We start from the raw sequence: 23,125 nt of genomic DNA, 5'->3' as shown, positions 1-23,125 counted from the left end.
ATTACTATTGGGGCTACTAATACACAGGATAATATAAAGGATGTTGAAATTGCAATAAATACAAAAGAATTAATGCAAGGAAGACTTGAAAATTCTGGGGTAATTGATATAAATAATTCTATGACGATCCAAAATAAAGAAGATGATTTTGAAAAGTTGAATTGGAGGACGTCATACATTGACTCTAAGGGGAATAAAAATATCAGTACTGTTTATTCGGGAGTTTCTCTCAAATCATTACAGGGTGATTCTTACGCTACAGAAAGAACGAATTATGCAGGTTAACATAAATTTAAGTAGGAGCGACTTTTTTGATAGGATAGAATCACTAATTGAAACAAGGAAGATTCCAACCACTTTTCAATTTCATCATACGAAAAAAAGTTTCGTAGGTAAAATAGATTATGAAAACAAAACTTTTGAAATGTCTCCTGTCACCGTGTTTTTGAATGGTCCTATGTTAGTAATCAAAGCTATAGTAATAGAAGAACAACGTGATAATTGTAAGATATACATTAAATTTAGAATGCCCTCCTTGTTACTATTGCTTCTAGTTATACTACCGCTATTTAGTGGATTTTTCTTGTCAATTATGTATTTCTCGTCTTCCGATTTACTTTGGAATAGTTTTTATTCTATTTTAGGAGCTCTTATTGCTCTTTATAGCTTGATTTTCTGTGGTTTTAGATATCAGAAAACAGTCTTTGAAAGGAAGTTTAATAAGGCGTTTCATGGGGCGATAAGTTCTTTGAATTAAGTAATCATTTAGGTTATCCCCAGGCAGATGAATTAGACAAATTGATTAAGAAAGAGATGATGCTATATTTTCAAAACCTAAATAATTAATGATTTGAATAACAATATAGGTATAGTAATAGAGTTTTTTGAAGCAAAGTATATTTGTGTGGGTCAAGATGCTTTATACTTTGATGACCTGGAATATATCGTTTCTAACTGTTTTAGTGAAATAGCTCTTGAAAAATGGTATGTAATCGAAACATCAAAATATATCGCTTTTTTGCGTCAAATAACAATTGAATTATTGACAAAAGCAAATTCCACTTTTATACCTGGTATTAATAGTGACATAGAAATAGAATTTGAGGGAAAGAATTATCTCTTCAATCTCAGAAGTGATGAAGGGAGAAGAGCTAAATTTATTTTGCGATTGTACTATATTTTTCAAGCCAGCTATCATGTAAAAATAGAAGTTCGTTTAAAATTAGTGAATGAAGAAAACTTATTTACATACATAAAGTAGATGGGAGTACGGTAGTGTCTCAAACTTGCACCTGATGGTACATATAGAATACAGGTCGATTCTTCAGATGCAAGAAGGTATTCAATATAAATTATAAAATTACTTCGAATGGTGGATTATATATATCCGAATTATTCATATATATACTTAATTACTTAATGGGGGTGAATATTGAGGCGTAGAAATAGTTGTTAAGCAAAATGTAAATGGAGAACTGACAAGTCAATAAATAACGAACTTATCGATAAACAAGACCCTTAGTATTTTCTTTATAATAAGAAGAAATTATTCATTCAATGAAAAAATAATGATGTTACAGTTTGGAATTTTTGAATGGGGAGAAACAGTAAGAAAATTAAAAAATGCTGGATGCAAATTTGGTAATCCGTCGATTTTTAATAGTCAAATCGAAAAACGACTAAAAACATTGTCTTATTTTCGATATACAAAAGTTAACGTGACAATTGTTGATTCCCGAATTGAATTTGACACCTTTGAAGAGAAGAGGTATATTACTATTTACGTTCCTTTAACGGAAAAAATTTACACCTATAAAAGTGAAGTAGAACGTTCGAAATATGTTACTTATGAAGCGTTAAAATTTTTGTTTGAGCAAAAAAACTGGAATTTAGCTGACTTGGATAAAATTTTTGAAGAAGAGTTTAGACAGTACACGGTTAGCGGTACGTTCAAAAACAAGGTCGGTAAACATACGTATTCATTAGTAATGGTACATATTGAAGACCGTGCGTATTGGATGATAGAAATTAAAAAAGGACGTACGCGAACACATTTTAAAGTTTTTGCAGAAATAAAACCTGTTATTATCTTTTTAGCCTTGTACTTTGAAAAGTTTAATGTGGAAGAGGAAGATGTAATTGGGTTTTATAATCATTATGAAAATGTGTATACCCAAATCAACTTGAAAGAAAACAAATTCAAGGTGTTCAGCCCAGAAAAAGATCCAAAGGAAAATTCGGATTTAATGAAAGAAGCATTGCACCATTGGAACACGTATCTATGTAATCCTGTAGATACACTGGAATGGGAATTATTTGATTTACCTTTAGATAAGATACAAATATAAGGTTGTTAGACATGGTGCGATTTACATACAGCTATCACTTGATTGGTTTTATAATTCTATTTTTTGGATTATTTAGTTGTATTCAGTTTGAACAAGAACCTGATAAACTAAGATTAGGGTATTATAGTTTTATTGATCGTGAAGGGATAAGGTTATTAAATGACCTGATAGCCGTAATGTATTTAAATTTCAATGGAGAAGAAATAATTGATACACTAAAATATAAATATCAACCTCCACTATTTAATGAGAATATTATTACTTCTGGGGATATTTTCTTTTTATCAAAAATAAACCAGAACTCTGAATTGTATAAATACCGTGTGAAAATGAAATGTAATGGTAAACTTCCCCGTTTTTCAGACAGTTTAAAAATATTAAATTTAAACTGAATAATTATGAAAAAGTCGAACTTGTAAATACTGAACTTAAGTTAAATAAAGATCGATAGAGATGGGGGACAGATTATCTATAGTTTTTTAATTTAGGATTTTAATCCTTTGAAAGGTGCAGTAATAGAAATACATAAAGCAACTATTGTTTTAAGTGTACAAGGTATTCTAAGTAGATTTTCAGAAACAATAAAAAGTGCTACGGAGTAAAAAAGTGAAATTAAAATGAGGTTACTAGTACTGATATTGATTTGTTTACCTGTTTTTTTTAAACAAGTGATTGCACAAGATTCAACTTTTGTGGAGTATGAATTTAAATTTGTCTCGAATGACATATTATCAAATAGCCCAAGTTCTGACAAAGGAGTAAGTTTTCAAAGTGGTAAAACAAAATATTTTAATGATGCGAACGAAATAGATTCTTGTATTACAAACCATGTTTATTCTGGGCTAAGCAAAGAACAGTTCGTTTATAATGATAATGGAAAAATAAGTCAGATTATTTCTGAAAAAACAATCCTTAATCATGTCTATAATTCAAATAATGAATTATGTAAAACTTTTCTAATTGAGCAAAAAAATAAAGATACAATTGAGGTTCAATGCTTTTATGTGGATGGAGATACTTTGATAACCAAGATAAGAGATTATACGATTGGAGAATACAGAGATTTGTATCAAGAAACAATAAAAAAATGGTGGAATACCGATTCCACTAGGCTTTATATTGAGACTCACGCAAAAGGTTCTCTTTATACAACCTATGTTGATGAAAAAAAACTTGATGAAACACTATTTTCAGGTAGAAAACAAAAAACTTCAACAAATCATTTCTTAAATTCTAAACTGGTAGGTGTTACAGAATATGTAAGCGATAAAAATGGAAACATTATTTACAAGACTGAATTTGACTCCGAAATGCAATTATTAAAATCAGAACGATTTGAATATAGTTATATGCTAGCATCTGATAAGCCTTATTGGGTTAGTAAAAAACACTTTAAATCAAAAAAAATAGGTGGAAAAGAAATACTTGTAAGTATTACTACACGAGTAAGATAATTTGGTTCTTATATTTCAAAATTGGTCTTAAGAAGATAGTTTTGTAACCGTTGGACAATTAGTATATAAAAAGAGTAACAATGATATACCGTAGTATCTTAATAGTATTTTTTATAATGCATGTATCTGGTGCAATTTCCCAAAACTCGATAGATTCCTTAGGAAGGAAACAAGGTATATGGATAGTTAACATTCAGTATGATTCTATCACTGAATTGCGAAATGTATTCGTTCAATGTGAGTTTAAAAATGATACGTTAAATGGGATTTATAGAGTTTTTGATGAAAATGAAATTCTCCGTTATGAAGCATTTTTTTTTGAAGGGAATAGAAATGGCTTAGGGTATATATATGATTCAGATTTCAATGTACGAAGGGTGTATACTTATTACAATGATGAAGTCATTTCGTTGATTTACTTTGACGAAAGGAATCGACTTATTGAAACGAGAGGTTTTATGAATAAAGAATGGATTGGAATAAATTCGATCTTTCACAGCAATGGCAAAATGATGCGTAGAAGTATATTTGTTGGTGGAAAACGGAACGGGAGAGAAACTATTTTCAATAGAAAAGGTAAAATCAGGACTATTTTTGAATATTCAGACGATATTTTTAACGGAAAAATTGTCTCTGTTGAGTAGGGGGAGTTTTCTATCTAAAAAAAGATAAAAATAAGGAAATGGGGACAAAATATAGGGAATGAATTTACCTAACAATACAACAATTGCAGATCAATAACTATATAGCGCAGGAAGGAAGAAGGAACAAAAGAGGGAGGATGATATACCTGATTTTGTTAATGGTATTGATTTGGGCTTGTGAATCCGAAAGTAAAATTGATTCTATACGGAATAAGAATTGTGAAATTGAATGTGCACAGAATTTGATACATCAATTTTATAGGTATAATCAAAAGTTGGAACAAGAATCATCGAGTATAAATCGTCAGGATTGGTATGATTCATTGAATTATTATTGGGATGAAATGTTAATTTCAAAGCAAACGGTCAGAGAATATTTACTACATGTTTTTTATTCAAAAAAGAAAGCAAAATCATTGATCTATGGTTGGGATTTTATGAGTATCAATACTGTAAAACCACTTTTAGATAATAATGCCCACATTCTTTTTTTACTGAAAGCTTTGGACGAAGGTGATTTTTTGTTTGCCAGTGATCAAGAGACGAAGGGTTTAGGGTTTATAAGAGATTACTGTTCAGTATTTCCTGTTTTAATTTTAAATGGTGACACTCTTCCAAAAGTGTCAAGATTCACAAATTCCAGAGGTGACACTTATCCTGTTTTCAGTCAAAACAATTACGTAATACATTTGGATTCAATTATTGAACAAGTTTCTTTAGACAATACTTACGATTTTGTAGATACTTCAATTCTATGGGTGAGTTTTAAGGATAGTATTTGGTTTGACGCTTTATTGCTAAAAGAATAGGTCATGTTTACAAAGTTAGACAGGACAAGTGATACAAGTGAGTTGTTCGGATAACCCTAATTAGTAAATTAATAGTAATATTGTCCTTACTTGTTTGCGATATAATGTAATACAATAAGCCTTATGTATAAATTTGATATTTATGACCTACTTAGTCGGGGAACCTTTTTAGACTTATGGATTAATGAAGATACCTCTGACAAGGCTATATCTAAATTAGGTCAATACAGTCAAAAGACAAAAGATAGTAAAGATTTCTATACTCTATATTGGGAAAACATCAGTATTACTTTTTATAGTGATGATCATAAGATATTTTACATTGAAATCTTATTTGGTGAAGACGAAGTTCAATACAGGGGGTACAAAATAGATGAGTATTATGGTGAAATTTCGTTTGATAAACAGTTGGAACTTCAAAAATTGTTTCTGTATTTGAACTTTCAAAAAATTCCTTACGAAATTAAAACATCCCTATACGACCCTGAATATTTAATTTTCAGAATAAACAGTACTATGGATATTGAGTATTATTTACCCGATAAAACATTGAATAGAATTACGTTAAATGATAATCCCACTCCTGAAAACAGAGCGAAATCAAAAAAGATACTGGAGGGTTGAGATTGTATTTACTGAATTAAAAAGAATAATTTAAGTTGTAAAAAAGTTAGATGAGAAATAAGATAGTGTTAATTATTGGTATAATTTTTTCCCTTTTTGGCTTATCTGGTGCTAATTACTCTGGATGTATTAAAACTCATTTAATAGAATTTAATTTGGGTGAGCCTGATGTGTTCAAAGTAGTACCTCAAGATTTAGGAAAAATGTATCCTTCGTTAGTCATAGAAGACTGGAAAATTAATGAAGATGATTATATAGTTGTGAAATCACGAGCTAAGAATGCCATTGACGAAACTCTTTCCGAGTATTATATTTTATTGGGAGTGATGGAAAATGATAATAATGGGCACATTGTAGATACACTTAAGATTTTAACTGAAGAACAATTATTGAAACTAAAGTTTTCTAAGAATAATAGTTTAGTAGTAAAGACACAAAACTCTACTATCGGAAAGGCTTATTTATTTTCAGATAGTAGAAGCAGTTATTAGCAATAATAATTAATTAGAATAACTAGTAGAAGAAAGTTAAACTTATTATGTTGTCAAGTATACTGTTGATTATCGCCTTTATTTTTTATCTGGTAAATATTATTTTAGCGTTTATTTCCGCTCAAAAAAGAGAGGATGGAAAAGGAAAGAAAATTTTCTTTAAAAGAACCTTATTTGGACTTTTTATTTTTGTTGTATTTGGAATATTGTTAGCCATACTAGGGGCGACATGGTAGTGGTGAATTTGTTTTATGGGGATAGTGACTAGATGGTAATAAGAAAAATATACAAACGTTATTTTTTTGATTTTTGCTACGTTTATAGTAAGCTGCGAAAAGATAAAGACGAAGTAAATGCCGCTTACATAACGATTTCAAGAGTTCAGGCTGTTTTTATTTGGAGTATAGTTGTTCTACATAAAGCCATCTATGGAAATGATAATACTAAAGTAATGATGGTGATTTTGGCAAGTAGTATGATCTTATCCCATTTGATTAACTATAAGTGGGTGAAAGAGTTTAAAAAATGGAAAGGAGAGTTACCTCCTGTCAAGAAACAAATCATTAAATGGAATAATTTATACCTAATTAGTGTGATTTTCAATATACTATTCATCATTTTGTCTTTTATGCTTTTGTATGTTAATCACCAAAATAGAACCTGATGTTTTCTTTTTATAAACGATACTTTTTCGATTTCTGCATAGTTTATAAGCACTTTTTTAACGATGAAAGTGAAGCCGGAATGGCTTTTTTTGCAATTGCGATGAAACAAACTGCAATTTTGTCAGGAATTACTAATTCATTAATTGTATTTCTGAATTTAGGACAAGAATATTTTTGGATACCTATAACTGTACCTATACTATTTATCGTTATCCTGATAATCAATTTTAAGTGGGTTAAAGTTTTTGAGGAATGGAAGAAAGAATGGAAACGCAAGAAGGGAGATAGAATACGTATTACAAATTGGTTTATTGTTTCGTTTATTCTTTGTGTTGGTTTTGCTAGCTATACGTTTCATTTATTATCAAATTACTGGTGATATGAAATTAAGAAAGTACATAGAGAAATTATTGGGAAAGAATAATCTGGATCAAATTCATCCATCGGGGTGTGAAAGATTTAAAAATTGGATACGAGAAAAAAATGTTCAGGAAAAATTTGCCAAGGATATAACGGAGGGGACTACGGTGTACTTTTCAGATGAGTTTGCTGCTTGTTATGATTTACGAATTAAAGGGTTTGAAAGACCGGATACAATTGTTGTTCAGATGAACCTTCATTTGGGGCAAAGTGAGGAAATAAATGAAGATTTCCTTGAATTATCAGTTAGAACCTGGAGCAAGTTAGGATGGGAGGTCTGGTATCTGGATAATCAGCTAAAATGGATTATTGTTGCCAATGAGAAGGGACGAAAAAAATATAATCATAAGGAGGTCGTTCAGTCAGATAGGATTAATTTTGAGTTTATGCTAAGTCAGGTAAAGACAAAATAATGTCGGTAAGACGACTTTACTGTTATTTCCAGAATTTTTATTTTGACACCAATTAGTTGAGAAAAAGTTCGTTTACTAATTATTAGAAATTAGCGCAACATGAAAAAAGTGACAATACATACAGATGTTCATAAGCTGAATATAGCGTTGATCCATGATTTCATTTCTCATTCCTATTGGGGAAAAGGACGAACCATTGAGCAAACCCGGAAGTCCATAGCAAACTCACTGAATTTTGGTATTTACCTGGACGATGAACAAATCGGTTATGCACGGGTGGTAACTGACTTTACAATTTTTGCTTACTTACTGGACGTATTTATTATCGAACAGGAAAGAGGAAAGGGGTATTCCAAAAATCTGATGGATTATATCATGATGTATCCGAAATTACAGGACGTAAAAAGTTGGAAACTGGCTACGGCAGATGCGCATGGTTTGTACGAAAAATATGGATTTGTGAGAGTAGAAGACCCTGGGAAAATAATGGAGCGAAACGAAAAGGATATTTATTCCGATTCCGTATAACTGATTGATAGATCTGTTTTTATTGTTTTGTTTTCCGGATTCATTTTTAATATTTTAGAATCAATGAAACTACTTTTTATACTTTCCTTCTTATACAGTTTGGCAGGGTTTTCCCAGCAAATACCATCTGTTGATACCCTCTATGATATCCAGGAGAATGTGTTAATTCCGACGCGAAGTGGAGTAGATTTATCGGCAATTATTGTTCGAAAAAAGGAAAATCACACACCGTTACCGGTGATATTGTTTTATACGACATATTATCAGGGAGAGGGAGATGCTTTCTTCGGGAAAAAATCAGCAGACCGTGAATATGTCGGAGTTGTTGTATACGCGAGGGGAATTAAAACAGACCTGAATAACTATGCTCCTTATGAACACGAAGGAACAGATATTTATGATGTTATTGACTGGATCAGTAAACAATCCTGGTGCGACGGAAGAGTAGGTATGTATGGAGGCAGCTATACCGGTTATTCCCAATGGGCAACGGTAAAAAAAGTACATCCCGCTCTAAAAACAATCGTTCCGCAGGTAGCCGTTATGCCAGGGTACGATGTTCCTATGGAAAATAATGTGCAGATGAATTTAGGATTGTACTGGCCACATGATAATATTTATAAAAAGGACCCGATCAGGAGAAGTTTGCCTTTTGAGTGGTTTGAATCGGGAGTTGCTTTTAAAAATATGGACAGTCTGGCGGGATATACCAACTCTGTTTTTCAGAAATGGTTATCACACCCGGATTACGATGCTTATTGGCAAGCCATGGTACCTACTCCGGAGGAGTATGCTGCATTAACAATCCCGGTTTTGACGACAACGGGGTACTACGACGGTTCGCAAATTGGTGCTTTGCGCTACTTCCGGGAACATTATAATCACAACAAAAAAGCGAATCATTATTTGGTAATCGGACCTTACGATCACTGGGGTGGACAGCGACGAGCAGCCAAAAATCTAATGGGGTACGCTATTGATAGTGTGGCGAATATCAATATGATGGAGTTAGCGTACGATTGGTTGGATTATATTTTGAAAGGTAAGCCTAAACCAGAGATTTTGAAAAATAAGATCAATTATCAGGTCATGGGAACTAATGAATGGAAACATGTAGCTTCCTTACAACAGATCAATACCGATACGCTACTGTTTTATCTGGATGAAGGTAAGTTAACCGACCAAAAACCGGGTAAAGACACGTTTCAAAAACAGGTCATAGATTTTAAAGACAGAGAAAATCTGAACAACTATTTTACACCACAGCTGATATTTGATTCACTTGACAGAAGTAACGGATTGGTATATCGAACACTTCCCTTTGAAAATGATTGCTCCATTACTGGCACTTTTACCGGAAATTTGTTTGCGACGATTAATAAAAAAGATATAGATATTTCACTGGCTTTCTACGAGCTGATGCCGGATGGAAACTATTTCTTTCTTACCCGCTATGTAGGTAGAGCCAGTTATGCCAAAGACAATCGATATCGACAGTTATTGCAACCCGATCAAAAAGAAAGTATCCCTTTTGACAATACGCGATTTGTAAGTAAAAAGATCAATAAGGGTAGTCGTTTGGTTGTTTTACTCAATATCAACAAACACCCGTTTGAAATTATCAATTACGGATCAGGCAAACCAGTTGTCGAAGAAACACTTGAGGATGCAAGTGAACCTTTGCAAATTCAGTGGCACAACGATAGTTATATCAAAGTACCTGTCTGCATGGACTACTAAGGAGCAAAAAGGTTTGTCTTACCGATTTACACGAGTGAAAAAGGCTAACAAAGCTTCTACCTTATCGGGAGAAATCGGGATTTGAGCTTCTGTTGTCAAAAACAAATATCCTCCATCAGACTTACTATAACTGGCAATATAATCTGTATTTACAATAAATGACTTATGACAACGAATAAATTGTTGATAATCAATTAGACTTTCTTCAAAGTTTTTGAGAAAACGACTCGTAACATACTTTTTCCCTGAAGCTAGAACTACCATTGTATAACTGTTTTCGGCTTTAAGATAAACAATATCATTTGGCTCAATCATCACTAAACTATTTCCGTCCGGAATGGCAATACGAGTATCTTTTCTAAGCTTTAAGCTGACTTCGTTTAACTGATGTAACGTTGTAAATTTACGCTTCTTAAAATTTTCAATAGCTTGTTTTAATTCTTGAAGATCAATAGGTTTTAGTAAATAATCAATTGCCGCTGTTTTAAAAGCTTTAATTGCATATTGATTATAGGCTGTTGTAAAAATAATAGCGAAATTCATTTCTTCTTCATTGAAGAAATTTCCAATCTCCAGGCCATTGTATTTAGGCATTTCGATATCTAAAAAAACAAGCTCTGGTTTATACTTTCGAATTGCGAGAACACCTGAAGGAAGATCATCACAAATAGCAATCAACTCTATCTCTGGTTCGTTTTGTTCAATAATCCCTTTGAGATAAATCTGAGCACGTGTTTCATCTTCAATAATTACAGCTTTTATTTTATTCATTTTAATTCAATAGTTATAGTGACACGTGTTCCCGTTTGAGTAATGGTACCATCACCCAAATCTTTATAATCAATATGAATGTGGTAATGTTTTTTATTTAATAATTGAATTCGCTCTAAGTTTGCCTTCGTCGCAAAAGAGGGACTTTTTCCAGCATTTTTTTCATTAATTTCCTGAGACTTTCTTCTTCCAATTCCATTATCCTCAATTTTAACAATTAATATGCGAGAAGTTGTAAGTTGAACTGTAACCGTTAATTCTTTTTTTCTTGTACTGTGACTTAAACCGTGTAAAATTGCATTTTCTACATAGGGTTGGAATAGCATGGTTGGAATTTGAATAGATTCTGGAGAATCAATTCCTTCGTTAATAATTTTAAATTCCAGATCTGTAAAACGCATTTGTTGCAATTCAAGATAAAGTTGAAGCGCATCTATTTCTTCCTGTAATGAAATAGAATTAACATCCGAAAACTCTAAAATTTTACGCGTCAAACGGGATAGCTTAGATAAATACAACGATGCTTCTTTTGTTTCATTTGTAAAAATAAAAGATTGAATACTATTGATCGCATTAAAGAAAAAATGTGGATTCATTTGCGATTTTATCAATTGTAATCGGGATTCTTTCAAATTATTTTCTAACGTCAATTTAGCCAACTTCTTTTGATTTTTTTCATCTATTCGTTTCAAACGAAAACGGTACAAGCTGATTAGTACTAAAACAACTACCACAAAAAAGCCTCCAATAAACCAAGTGCGCTTCCAAAATGGTGGAATAATTATAAATTCAGGAAGTCTGGTTTGTGAGATGACCTTTCGGGTATTTCTATGGACAACTTGTAACGTAATAGTATACTTCCCGGGGCTTAATTCTGGAAGAGTGATAAATTGATTGTTTTCCTGAAAAGAATATTTACGGTTATTTACAATGTAATAAAACTCATACTCATTCAGATAATCAAAATTGACAATTTCAATTGATAGTCGTATAGAATTGTTATTGTATGAAATAGATTTCCAGTGATTTACTGGAATGATGTCATTATTGAAAGAAACTTGATGTACATAAATTTTAGGGATCTCTTTGTTCTTCCTGTCATTCTTCATTCGAAGACGAATAAGTTTTTGATTGGTGAGAATATAAATATGATTACCAATGATTTCAAAATCAATAATTCGATCCGATTTATTCAAACTATTAAGCTTAATCAATTGATGATCTTGCATCGAATAAATAGCATTTTTAGAGGATAAAAAACAGGTATTACCATTAATCTTTATTCCCTGAATCTGAATAGCTCTGTTCAGAAGTGTAACTCGTTGATTCTTTATAGAAAATAATTGACCGCTATTTGTAACTCCTATTATTTTCCCGTTAAAGTAGACAAGATCTTTTGCGAGGAGGTTTTGTTGTTGAAACAAGATCCTTTTATTTTGATGAGAGGAAGTAATACAAAAGAGTCCTTTATTAGTTGCTGAATATAATTCGTTATTGATCGGGTCGTAAGCACATGACTTTGCCCGCAGTTGATAAATAGCTTTGAGTTGTAAGTCCTTGTTATAGATTAAGTCCATAATGCTTGCCTGACCAGTAAAACCGGTTGCAGAGAATCCCAGATTATGTTCATCGATTTTACAAATATCTTTGACAGAAATAGGGTTTTCATGAACCTTACCGGTCTTGTGATTCATGATATATAATCCGTTTCCTGTAAAAAAGTTCCAATCTGAATAACTATTGAAATCCATAAACAGGATATGATTATTTTCTTTCGTACCGTAATACAGAACGGGCGAAAGATCTTTTCTATGATAATAAATTTTACCACTTTTCGTTCCGGTATACACTATCCCTTCTTTTTGCGAGAGACTTGAAAATTCATCGTCTTTTAAAGTCGCTTCATAGCTATGAAGATCTTTGATGAGAAAAATCCCTTTATTAGGTGAGCCTACCCACAAGTGGTTATTTTTGTCTTTTGTAAAACTGGAGACATTTTTGTCTTTCAGAAAATGACAATTCGTACTTGGTCGAAATGTGTGATCAAAGCAATAGATACCGTTGGTTGTAAAGATCCAATGTTCGTTTTCAAGTACATATAAGTTTTGAATTGTTTCATCAAGTGTAAGTTGGTGTTTGTGTATATTTCCTTTTGCATCAATTCGTATAAGAGGCACTCTTGAATTATTCCTGTCCGCAAGAATAAATTGACCATTACCAGAGAATGTAATGAGTGAAATGTACTGAGCATCCGTTACAAGTAATAGATCCTCCTTTTTTGTTTTTAGGTTGTATTGACGAATCGTATTGTTGCCATATAAAATAGTACCATTAAGTAGATGACAATATTCGAATCCTTTTCCGGCAATTAATAGGGTTGGTTTCAACGTTTTTAAATCAATTTGCTCTATTCCTTTATCTGTTACACAAAAAAGATGAGTTTTATTAATCCCGTACGGTTTAAACCCTGAAGTTTCCAAAAAGGGAAGGGAATGTAGTTTATTATTGGAAACATAAAGAAAGTAACCATCAAAAGTTTGGTACCAAATTCGGCCAAATACATCTTCTTTGATATTAGATCCAGCAAGTGAGAGATTTTCAGGATTCTCAAAAGCGATAAACTGTTTTCCGTTGAATCGAAGTAAACCTTCATCAGTAGTACACCAAATATAACCTTTGGAATCCTTATAAATATCAAAGACATTTTCAGAAGGCAACCCGGATTTCTGATCGAATGTTTCATGAAATACACTTTGTCCCAAAGCGCTGGGTAGAGCCAGAACGAAAAGAATAATCAGTAGAATGTTTAACATTAAACGCATGGTACAAAGTTACTTTTAATAATATGCTTGGTGATATAGTTTTCACAAACTCAAAACGGGGTTTCGCCCAATTTGCCCCAACCGAAACCTTTCGGAACCATCATATTTGCCGAAAATAACCCATTAAATTATTTGATCAATGAAAATTAGTACACTAATTATTTCTTCTTTATTGTTCTTTGGAACAGTTTCATACGGACAAATAGGAGGATTAATAAAAAACAAAATCCAATCTTCAAAAGAATCTTCAGATGGTAAAGAAGGAAAGAAAACGAAAGAATCAGGTTCTAAAGATGAACCCTCACTTTCAGATGAAGAATTCTGGAAAGCACCAACAAAAAATCAGCAGGAAACATTAGCGGAATTATTAAAAAAAAGTTCCGAATTGAAAGTTTATGAATTCAAGAAAGCTACTTCCGGGAAAAATTATGGAAAAGGGTATTTTTACTATGAAGATTTGCGCGCGGTGATTGGCTGTGAACATGCAACAGAAGAAGATTATAAGAATGGAAACAAATTTGAAATTTGCTTCAACCCTTCGCTAAAGGAAACATTCAGTGCTAACCATGCCAGTTCTTCTTACTTTATGGGAACCTCATTTTTAAGTGAGAAATATGAAGATGGAACTTATCTGGCCAAATCCTATACGAGAAAATTAGTTGTTTTCGATAATTTCATTGTTGTATTCAGTTCATTCTCCAGAAATTCTACTTCGTTTACGATTGAACGCATTGAATACGTGATTGCCGATAAAAGCAATGAAAAATTTGTTGAAAATGCAATTGAATCGGAAGCATTATTGGCTAAAATAAATGGAATGATGTCGCCTTATTATGTAAACATGCGTTCTGGTGTTAAAGATGCGGCTGAAAAAGCAGCGAAAGAAAAATACGACAAATACGGTTTGAAAGGAAAAGACGTGAAGAGCATCGCTGTTGAATGGGATGCAAATAACAAATATGTGTTGAATCAGCCAGTATTTTTTACCATCAAAACTACATTGGCAAATGGAACAGTTATTTCTTCAAACGATGGTTTTTGGGAGGATTACATTATTACCGTAACTGGTGGAGAAAACAAAGGCGGGGCTGCTGTTTCTCTTTCAATCGATCAAGAAAAATTAGACCCAAGTGATAAAGTAACTGTAACTGTAAAATCAAAACACCATCCAAATGTAGCTGCTGCTAAGCTCGATCATGCTTTAAATTATGCTGAAGGATTTACTTTTTCTTTTAATGGTTACAATGGAAACTCAACTGCGAACCCCAAAAGACAAGCTGGTAATGTTCGTATTGAAGTTAAAGCTGTAAAACATGCTGTTACGGGAGATAACTTGTATGAATATCGTGTTTACAATAACAATAAACACTTTCATACTGTACGTATGACTACGAATAAAACTTGTATTGTCAATGCAAACGGATACAATGGAGCAAAGCAAGGTTTCGGGGATCAGAATGGTAGCGCAGGAGGAACAATTACAATTATCAAAGACCCTTCAGCAAAAGACGCAGTTTTCGCTACGAGTGTGAACGGGGGTACTCATTATAGTTCCGGAGGAAGAGCTGCTAACGGAACAGTTACAGAAAAAATACAGGCCGTAAACTGGTAAAAACAAAAAACATGAAAAAATTATTTATTATTCTAAGTTTAAGCAGTTTCACCGTAACTGCTCAAACCCCAACAATTTCCTTTGATTTTAATGGGAATTTGGACGCTGCAGCTGGTGCAGGTGTCAGTTTTACTCCATCAGGTATAAATCCAATATACACGTACGATCGTTTCGGAAATCCGAGTGGGGCGTGTAATTTATACAATACGACGGCAAACAATCCAATAGTAGCCAATTTCTCAAGTGTTCAGTTACCAGCTGGCGGAAATGCCAGATCGATTTCACTGTGGGTGCATTATATTGGACATAGTACAGCTGATGGTAACAATGTGAATTTATTCCAGCAAGGAACATTTACAACACCAGGCTCCGCCTTTTTTACAGTTCAAACGCAAGAGAGTGCCTATTTTATGGGAAACAATGCCGATTTGACACCTCCAAATTCGGATATTTTCAAGTTTGATTCACAGAACTGGTACCATTATGTTATTACTTTTGACGGAAGTCAGGTAGGAATTTACCGAAATGGAAACTTAGTAGGAATTGGTGCAACTACTCCTGCAATGAATCCGATTAATACGAATAGTTCATCGTTGATAATCAATCCAAACGGAAGTCTGAACACGAATGGTTACGGCTATGTGATTGATGATTTAGATATTTTCGACGTGGCGCTTACTGAAGCACAAATTCACGCAATGTATGTTCAGGATTCGCCGTTGAATCAAGTGGAATTAATTGGTTATTTCCCGTTTAACACAGGAACAAACAATTTTGATATTTCAAATAACCATCAGTTTGCTCAAGATGGAGCAACACCAGCGCCTACATCAGCTACAGGTTATGCCGGAGAAGGATTACATTACACTTCCGGGCAACTTTTTTCCAATAATACAGTGGTACCTGAATTGGATGGCTCATTTACCATTGCATATTGGCAAAAGCGAAATGCGGCTCCCGTTCAGAGCTATGAAACGAGTATGGAATTGGGCGGATCGGCATACGATCGTACTTTCTATTCATCAGGAGCTTTTCGTGATAATTTTGGAATGGCCATAGGTGCCTCACCATCCTGGGCGAATTTTTCTGTTCCGGAAGCAGGAAGTGGAATATCCTATATTGCTTATGGCGAATGGCAGCATCATGCGTTTGTTTTCGATACATTAACCAATCAGCTGTTTTACTATATTGACGGGGAATTGCGTAAATCATTAGGCGTAGTTGCGGGTGGAATTCACACATTTACCAATAAAATGACACTCGGCGGTGGAACCGATGGAAATGGTGTTTTTCAAGCGATAAAAAGTTGTACAAATTTTGATTTGGATGAATTGTTTGTATTCAATCGTGCATTGTCTCAGGCAGAAATCATGGCTTTGCGTTATCAAGAAGCAGTTCCGATTATTTGCCCTACAGGTGACGTGACACTTACAACCCAACAGGAAGTCAACGATTTATGGAGCTGTACACATATTACTGGAAATTTAACCATTGATGACGGTGTAACTTCAAGTATTACAGATCTATCGCCGTTAAATAATATAACAACCATTGATGGTAATGTGTTGTTCCAACAGTTGGATGTATACAATATTGATGCATTGAATGGTGTAACAAGTATTGGAGGAACCATTTCGTTCATCAACAATACATCCACAGGAATTTCGGGGTTTTCTTCATTGCCTCACATTCCTGGTGACCTAATTATTCAAGACAACAGCAATTTGAATTTCGTGCATGGATTTGTGAATTTAGATAAAATCGGAACAGATGAAAATTTAGGTGAATTTATAGTTACTAATAATCCTGAAATCATTTTTATGCTTGATTTTAATACATTGGATACCATTACCGCCGGTTTATCACTTGAGAATTTACCGTTGATTGATGATAACACAAGTGCGTTTCAAGAATTGGATTACACAGGTTACTTACAATTGGAATCCACCGGATTTGATCATTTAACTGCTTTTACTAATTTGTCACGAATCGGAAATGGCTTATTTGTTTTGTCAAATGCGGATTTATTCGATTTAGAAGGCTTGGACAATGTTGTTGAGTTCACGCAAGTAGGAGGAATGATTCAGATTACGGATAATCCATTGATTCATAATTTAAATGCATTGGCGACGGTTAATTTTAATCTGCCTAAATCTGTAAATGTTGAGGGAAATAATGGGTTGACAAGTATAACTGGTTTGGCTGGTGTTTCCGGAGATTTGGGTGCAAATAGTTTTGTTTATGTCGTTGATAATCCGAGTTTATTCAATCTTAACGGTTTAGATGGAATAACCGGTGCATCAGCTGTACGAATTATAAATAATTCAACGTTAACTACTTTGGCAGGATTGAATGGACTTTCACACACAACCACAAGTGGAATGATGCAGGAAATTGCTATCAAAAACAATGCATCATTGACCAGTTTGAACGGACTTTCAAATTTGGTTACACTTGCCGCGAATTGTCCGATTGTTATTTCGAATAATGTGTTGTTGTCTGATATTTCATCGCTCAATTCATTGGATGTGAATACCATTTCATCGGTTGAAATCCAGAATAATATTCAGTTGGCGACATGTAACGAGATTTGGTTGTGTAATTATTTATCAGTAAGTTCTCCTGTTACAACTATTTCAGGAAATGCTTCTGGATGTAATTCGACAACAGAAATCAGTTCTGGTTGTAGTCTGGGGATAGGAGAAAACACTGAAATACAGGTGGTAGTTTATCCGAATCCGGTAAAAAACATATTGTCAGTAGAAACCAAGCATAAACAATTATCAAATTTGAAATTAGTTGATATTGCCGGAAATACGGTGTTGGAGAGTAATCTTTCAAAGATTGACCTGACACATATATCCACAGGAGTTTATTACCTACATATTTTTGATGAATCCGGTACATTATTTACGGAAAAAGTAATCAAACAATAAACTTAGGTAATAATTGTGTATCTGTTTTTGATTTAGGGCTGCCTTTTAAGGTGGCCCTTTTTTTATTCCTTTTGTAGGATATATATAATTTGTTTACATTCAGAGACTTTATTATTGATATGAACTATAACTTGTTTAACTATAACAACGAACGAATTGTAACTGTTCCCGGAGTGGAGCCTGAACTTGTTGTAAAACAAATGGAAAAGGGGCTGAGTGCCCTCCCGATGGTTCTGGAAGATAAAATGGTGTTGGCTTACGCGAATAAAATGGTAGTACTAAAAGAGATTACTACCGATACTATTCTCTGGAGTCGCAAACTGCCGGATAGTATGGGGGATGCTCTTCTGTACAAGCAAAAAATCTTTCTTTCAAATCACTCTTCCTTATTTGTACTTGATTGTAACGACGGTTCCCTGATTGCGAAGATAGATCATTGCAGTCCGAATCTTGTCAATGCCGTTGTGTATGACAGGTACATTATATGGCCAACATTTATTGATAATGAAAATCAAATGATAACCTTTGATACGGAAGAAATGAAGGTGACAGGGAAGAAAAAATTACCCGGAATAGCGTCATTTATGTTGTTATACAAAGATGCTGTTATCCTTAATAGCTATCCCGATAAACTCTATAGTATGAGGGCAATAACCGGAGAGCTTAACTGGGAGCAGATCATAACACAGAAAAATCCTGCCGAAGAGTTTGTCAATGACTATCCGTTTATAATGAATAATACGGTCTGTCTTACTTTATTTCCTGATACAATGAAAAGTTATGATTTATTAACCGGAGAAGTAAAGTGGGAGTTCAAATCCGGAACGGGTATTAATTCTTTTGCGGCACGGTTTTCGAACGAAAATGAAATAGCTTTTTTTTCCGGTAGAACGATTTTTTATCTGGATAGCCAAAACGGAGAGTTGCTCAAAAAAATAGACCTCGATATGAATTCCGTTGTTAGTTCGGGAACCTATCAGTTGAGTTTTTCAGATAAAGAAAAAGCAGTTTTTTACTCATACACGTTGAAGAAGATTAGTGTTATTGATTTGAATACAGCTAAAGAGATAACCTTTTTTAAACTGAAAGCGGGCGTTAAATATCCTCCCTTTATTGCGAACAATAAATTATTTGTAGTAGATAAAGACGGAAACCTATACTATTAAGCAGAGGAGTTTATTCTCAGCAGAGTAAGGGTTAGCAGGAGTACTCATGAGAAATACACGAGTCTCACTGCTTAAACAAGTTTCCATTATCTTTTTTTAAAAATCAGATTTAATACAAAGAGGATTACAATAGCTCCGATTGCTCCGGTAAGTATAAACCCGACGATACCTTCTCCGAGGTTGACACCAAACTGACCCAGCAACCAGTATCCTAATGCACTTCCGATAATCCCTACAATAATATTTCCAAGAAGTCCGAGACCACTTCCTTTGTAAAGTACACTTCCTAACCACCCTGCAATTGCTCCCACTAATAATGTTGCTATAATTCCCATACGATTGAAATTTTGTGTTCCTTTAAAAGTTACGATTCTTTTTGGAGAATAAAAGGGGGAAATACGGATGAGGTGTTAAAAAAGACTAAATGCTTTTGAAAGAGAGTTTTATTTTGAATGCGATTTTTTAGTAAGTTTGGTGAACTAACTGTAAATGAGACCTGTCGAAAAGGCTCCTGAAAAGGCTTTCTGGCATGACGATTGGTACTACTTTATTACAATGAAAACAAAAATTGGTATGCACAAAAGATCCCTTTTCCCAACAGTACTTCTCCTGTTGATCATGTCAACCATCTTTTCCTGTTCGGGAGATAGCGGTTCGGGGGAAAATGATAGCGAACAAACAGGAGAGGATATACTCGTCTCCTCAACAGATACATCGAATACGCGTATTGAGTTTATGGGAGATACAATCGTTACTAAACAGGTGGATGAAGGATTGAGTAGTCTGTCTGCTCGTGACTTGGTTCCCGGTACACTTGCATTTAAAGTTCCCGAGGAAATGCGCGTAGGACAACGGTATGATGCTTTTTTCCGAATCATACAACAAGAAGGAGAAGCAGTATTGTTTGAAGATATTGATTCAGCAGGTTATACAATAAAAGTGATTAAAGTTGGTTCGCGTATGAAAGCCACATTGTATGATCCGTCAAATGGGAGAAATTTTGAAATAACTACCCGGTCAAGTGAAGAACAAAAAGTTAGTGCGGCATCGGTTACTGTATGGAGGTGGCATATACAACCTTTGCGTAAGGGAACGCATACATTAATAGCCAAGGTTTCTGTAAAAGTGTTTGATGAGGTAGGAGAAGCTTACAGGGATATTCCTGTTTATGAAGGGGAAATTACAGTGACCGGTTCTCCGGGATATACTTTTTCTACTTTCTTCTCAAAACATTGGCAATGGTTGTTCGGAACGCTTTTCATCCCCTTATTTATCTGGTTGTATAAAAAGCGAAAGAAAACGGCCTGATCTATAAAAAAAAGCCGGTAGTAAATCCACTACCGACTTCCCTGATTTGTTTTATTTGTTTTGGTCAAAACGATCCAGATTCATAACCTTATTCCAGGCAGAAATGAAATCGGTTATAAATTTCTCCTGAGCATCTGAACTGGCGTATACTTCTGCAAGGGCACGTAATTCCGAATGCGAACCAAACAGTAAGTCCACCCGGGTTCCGGTCCATCTGAGTTCCCCGGTTTTCCGATCGCGCCCCTCAAAAAGATCGTTGGTCTCTGAAACCGATTTCCAGACGGTTTGCATGTCCAACAGGTGGATGAAAAAGTCATTGGATAATGTCTCCTGATGATGGGTGAATACACCATGGTGTGAATGATCAAAATTGGTGTTGAGAACACGCATACCTCCAATAAGTACCGTCATTTCGGGTGCAGTTAAGGTCAGTAGCTGCGCTTTGTCAACGAGATAATTTTCAGCACAGGAAGCGGTTTGCTTTTTTGCGTAATTGCGGAAACCGTCTGCTACTGGTTCCAGAACTGCAAAGGATTCAATATCTGTTTGTTCTGCTGTAGCATCCATGCGTCCGGGAATAAAAGGCACTTCCTTTTCATAACCTGCCTTCTTAGCCGCTTGTTCAATGGCTGTACACCCACCGAGTACGATCAGATCCGCTAGTGAGAGTTGTTTTCCATCTGTTTGATTCTCGTTAAACTCCTGTTGGATTATTTCTAACGTATCCAACACTTTTCCTAATTGTGTTGGCTGATTTACCTGCCAGTATTTCTGAGGAGCTAACCGAATACGTGCTCCGTTTGCTCCACCACGTTTATCTGAACCTCTGAAGGTGGAAGCTGAAGCCCACGCTGTGGTTACCAGTTCAGATATAGAAAGACCGGAATCTGTAATCCGGGTTTTTAACTGCCGGATATCCGCTTCATCAATTGATGGGGAATGCGGAGCCGGAACAGGATCCTGCCAGAGTAAATCCTCCGAAGGAACTTCTGGTCCGAGATACCGGGATTTGGGGCCCATATCGCGATGTGTAAGTTTGAACCAGGCACGGGCAAAGACATCCGCAAATTCGTCCGGGTTCTCATAAAAACGCCGCGATATTTTCTCGTAAACAGGATCAAAACGAAGGGAAAGATCGGTTGTCAACATGGTTGGAAGATGCTTTCGGGTAGAATCATGAGCATCCGGAATCGTTTTTTCTGCATTCTTCGCTACCCATTGATGAGCTCCGGCAGGACTTTTGTTTAATTCCCACTCAAATTCAAATAAGTTCTTAAAAAACAAATTACTCCATTGTGTTGGTTGCTGCGTCCAGGTAACTTCGGGACCACCTGTAATCGTATGGCCTCCTTTTCCGGAACCGTAAGAACTGATCCAGCCCAGTCCCTGTTCTTCGAGACCGGCTGCCTCCGGTTCCGGTCCCACCAACTCCGGATCTCCTGCTCCGTGAGTTTTACCAAAAGTATGTCCTCCGGCAATAAGAGCAACCGTTTCTTCATCATTCATAGCCATTCGGGCAAATGTTTCCCGGATATCTTTTGCGGCCGCAATCGGATCAGGATTTCCTCCCGGTCCCTCGGGATTGACATAAATAAGTCCCATTTGCACAGCGGCTAACGGATTTTCAAGATCACGTTCTCCCGAATAGCGATTTTCGTCTCCGAGCCAGGTTTGTTCTGAACCCCAATATACATCTTCTTCCGGTTCCCACACATCTTCACGTCCACCGGCAAAACCAAATGTTTTGAAGCCCATAGACTCCAGAGCTACATTTCCAGTAAGGATGAGCAAATCTGCCCAGGATATTTTGTTTCCATATTTTTGCTTAATAGGCCAAAGTAACCTTCTTGCCTTATCCAGATTCGCATTGTCCGGCCAACTGTTCAAAGGCGCAAAGCGCTGTTGTCCGGACCCCGCACCTCCACGTCCGTCATGGATTCGATACGTTCCTGCGCTATGCCAGGCCATCCGGATAAACAAAGGACCATAATGACCAAAATCAGCCGGCCACCAGTCCTGAGAATCCGTCATCAGGGTTTCAAGATCTTTTTTTACGGCGTTCAGATCAAGACTGTTAAATGCTTCTCGATAATCAAATTCTGAATCCATAGGATCAGACAGGGAAGAATTCTGTCGCAGAATATTCAATTTTAAACGGCGGGGCCACCAATCAGTATTCTGTGTGCCATGACTTCCTGTGTTATGTTGATGAGCGGCTCCGGAAAAAGGACATTTACTATTTGCATCCATAGTTAAGAAATTTTGGTTTTGTGCTGTTTCTAAATATACAAAAAGCAAGTGAATCTTTTGTTACATTTTCTTTGATAAATCAGGGGTAAAAGGTCACAGGATAGTATTTTTACTGATTATACAG

At 35.0% G+C, this 23,125-nt stretch carries 21 protein-coding genes; 17 read left to right on the top strand and 4 right to left on the bottom strand.

The genetic code is table 11. The annotated features are described in order from the left end of the window. The 13 genes from ABDZ97_RS12190 to ABDZ97_RS12130 form a co-directional block, all read left to right on the top strand. Nucleotides 1–285 (top strand): hypothetical protein (locus tag ABDZ97_RS12190; RefSeq protein WP_343788013.1); only part of this gene is annotated, 285 nt, incomplete at its 5' end. Nucleotides 286–850: 565 nt separating this feature from the next. Next, entirely contained in the window at nt 851–1,261 is a 411-nt protein-coding gene (locus tag ABDZ97_RS12185) for a hypothetical protein (protein WP_343788011.1), read from the top strand. 307 nt (nt 1,262–1,568) lie between these two features. Next, nucleotides 1,569–2,348, top strand: coding sequence for a hypothetical protein (locus ABDZ97_RS12180; protein WP_343788009.1), 780 nt, complete (start codon nt 1,569–1,571; stop codon nt 2,346–2,348). Nucleotides 2,349–2,359: 11 nt separating this feature from the next. Continuing rightward, on the top strand, nt 2,360–2,740 hold the full coding sequence (locus tag ABDZ97_RS12175) for a hypothetical protein (RefSeq protein WP_343788007.1): 381 nt from the start codon (nt 2,360–2,362) through the stop codon (nt 2,738–2,740). Between the two features lie 225 nt (nt 2,741–2,965). Then, nucleotides 2,966–3,802: a hypothetical protein gene (locus ABDZ97_RS12170; RefSeq protein ID WP_343788005.1), complete on the top strand. Its 837-nt coding sequence runs from the start codon at nt 2,966–2,968 to the stop codon at nt 3,800–3,802. A 116-nt stretch (nt 3,803–3,918) separates the two neighbouring features. Further along, nucleotides 3,919–4,446 (top strand): toxin-antitoxin system YwqK family antitoxin, encoded by a 528-nt coding sequence (locus ABDZ97_RS12165; protein WP_343788003.1) that lies wholly within the window; start codon nt 3,919–3,921, stop codon nt 4,444–4,446. A gap of 275 nt (nt 4,447–4,721) precedes the next feature. After that, on the top strand, nt 4,722–5,255 hold the full coding sequence (locus tag ABDZ97_RS12160) for a hypothetical protein (RefSeq protein WP_343788001.1): 534 nt from the start codon (nt 4,722–4,724) through the stop codon (nt 5,253–5,255). Between the two features lie 123 nt (nt 5,256–5,378). Then, a complete protein-coding gene (locus ABDZ97_RS12155; RefSeq protein ID WP_343787999.1) occupies nt 5,379–5,879 on the top strand; it encodes a hypothetical protein in 501 nt (166 codons plus the stop codon). A 50-nt stretch (nt 5,880–5,929) separates the two neighbouring features. Further along, a complete protein-coding gene (locus ABDZ97_RS12150; RefSeq protein WP_343787997.1) occupies nt 5,930–6,370 on the top strand; it encodes a hypothetical protein in 441 nt (146 codons plus the stop codon). A 268-nt stretch (nt 6,371–6,638) separates the two neighbouring features. Next, a complete protein-coding gene (locus ABDZ97_RS12145) occupies nt 6,639–7,034 on the top strand; it encodes a hypothetical protein (protein WP_343787995.1) in 396 nt (131 codons plus the stop codon). 381 nt (nt 7,035–7,415) lie between these two features. Then, nucleotides 7,416–7,868, top strand: a complete 453-nt coding sequence (locus tag ABDZ97_RS12140) for a hypothetical protein (protein WP_343787993.1) — start codon at nt 7,416–7,418, stop codon at nt 7,866–7,868. A 99-nt stretch (nt 7,869–7,967) separates the two neighbouring features. Continuing rightward, nucleotides 7,968–8,396: a GNAT family N-acetyltransferase gene (locus ABDZ97_RS12135; protein WP_343787991.1), complete on the top strand. Its 429-nt coding sequence runs from the start codon at nt 7,968–7,970 to the stop codon at nt 8,394–8,396. Nucleotides 8,397–8,459: 63 nt separating this feature from the next. Beyond that, nucleotides 8,460–10,136, top strand: coding sequence for a CocE/NonD family hydrolase (locus ABDZ97_RS12130; RefSeq protein ID WP_343787989.1), 1,677 nt, complete (start codon nt 8,460–8,462; stop codon nt 10,134–10,136). Between the two features lie 18 nt (nt 10,137–10,154). Here ABDZ97_RS12130 and ABDZ97_RS12125 read toward each other — a convergent pair whose 3' ends face one another. Next, a complete protein-coding gene (locus ABDZ97_RS12125; protein ID WP_343787987.1) occupies nt 10,155–10,907 on the bottom strand; it encodes a LytR/AlgR family response regulator transcription factor in 753 nt (250 codons plus the stop codon). After that, on the bottom strand, nt 10,904–13,729 hold the full coding sequence (locus ABDZ97_RS12120) for a sensor histidine kinase (protein ID WP_343787985.1): 2,826 nt from the start codon (nt 13,727–13,729) through the stop codon (nt 10,904–10,906). Before ABDZ97_RS12120 ends, ABDZ97_RS12125 begins: the two co-directional genes overlap by 4 nt. Before the next feature lie 139 nt (nt 13,730–13,868). Here ABDZ97_RS12120 and ABDZ97_RS12115 point away from each other — a divergent pair, with 139 nt between their 5' ends. The 3 genes from ABDZ97_RS12115 (at nt 13,869) to ABDZ97_RS12105 (ending at nt 19,443) form a co-directional block, all read left to right on the top strand. After that, nucleotides 13,869–15,341: a hypothetical protein gene (locus ABDZ97_RS12115; RefSeq protein WP_343787983.1), complete on the top strand. Its 1,473-nt coding sequence runs from the start codon at nt 13,869–13,871 to the stop codon at nt 15,339–15,341. A gap of 11 nt (nt 15,342–15,352) precedes the next feature. Next, on the top strand, nt 15,353–18,277 hold the full coding sequence (locus ABDZ97_RS12110; protein WP_343787981.1) for a LamG-like jellyroll fold domain-containing protein: 2,925 nt from the start codon (nt 15,353–15,355) through the stop codon (nt 18,275–18,277). 89 nt (nt 18,278–18,366) lie between these two features. Beyond that, nucleotides 18,367–19,443: an outer membrane protein assembly factor BamB family protein gene (locus tag ABDZ97_RS12105; RefSeq protein WP_343787979.1), complete on the top strand. Its 1,077-nt coding sequence runs from the start codon at nt 18,367–18,369 to the stop codon at nt 19,441–19,443. 86 nt (nt 19,444–19,529) lie between these two features. Here ABDZ97_RS12105 and ABDZ97_RS12100 read toward each other — a convergent pair whose 3' ends face one another. Continuing rightward, nucleotides 19,530–19,778 carry a GlsB/YeaQ/YmgE family stress response membrane protein gene (locus ABDZ97_RS12100; protein ID WP_343787977.1) on the bottom strand — a complete coding sequence of 83 codons (249 nt, stop codon included), beginning with the start codon at nt 19,776–19,778 and terminating at the stop codon, nt 19,530–19,532. Nucleotides 19,779–19,932: 154 nt separating this feature from the next. On the opposite strand from ABDZ97_RS12100, the gene ABDZ97_RS12095 reads away from it, so the two are divergent. Then, the gene (locus tag ABDZ97_RS12095; protein WP_343787975.1) at nt 19,933–20,751 is read left to right on the top strand and encodes a hypothetical protein; all 819 of its coding nucleotides are present in this window, start codon (nt 19,933–19,935) and stop codon (nt 20,749–20,751) included. Between the two features lie 51 nt (nt 20,752–20,802). On the opposite strand, the gene katG is transcribed toward ABDZ97_RS12095, so the two are convergent. Then, on the bottom strand, nt 20,803–23,001 hold the full coding sequence (gene katG / locus ABDZ97_RS12090; protein ID WP_343787973.1) for a catalase/peroxidase HPI: 2,199 nt from the start codon (nt 22,999–23,001) through the stop codon (nt 20,803–20,805). Nucleotides 23,002–23,125: the final 124 nt, after the last annotated feature.

Origin of the sequence: Wandonia haliotis, from assembly GCF_039523435.1 — a bacterium.
Classification (GTDB): Bacteria; Bacteroidota; Bacteroidia; order Flavobacteriales_D; family Crocinitomicaceae; genus Wandonia; species Wandonia haliotis.
This window is presented reverse-complemented; position numbering and strand designations above follow the sequence as displayed.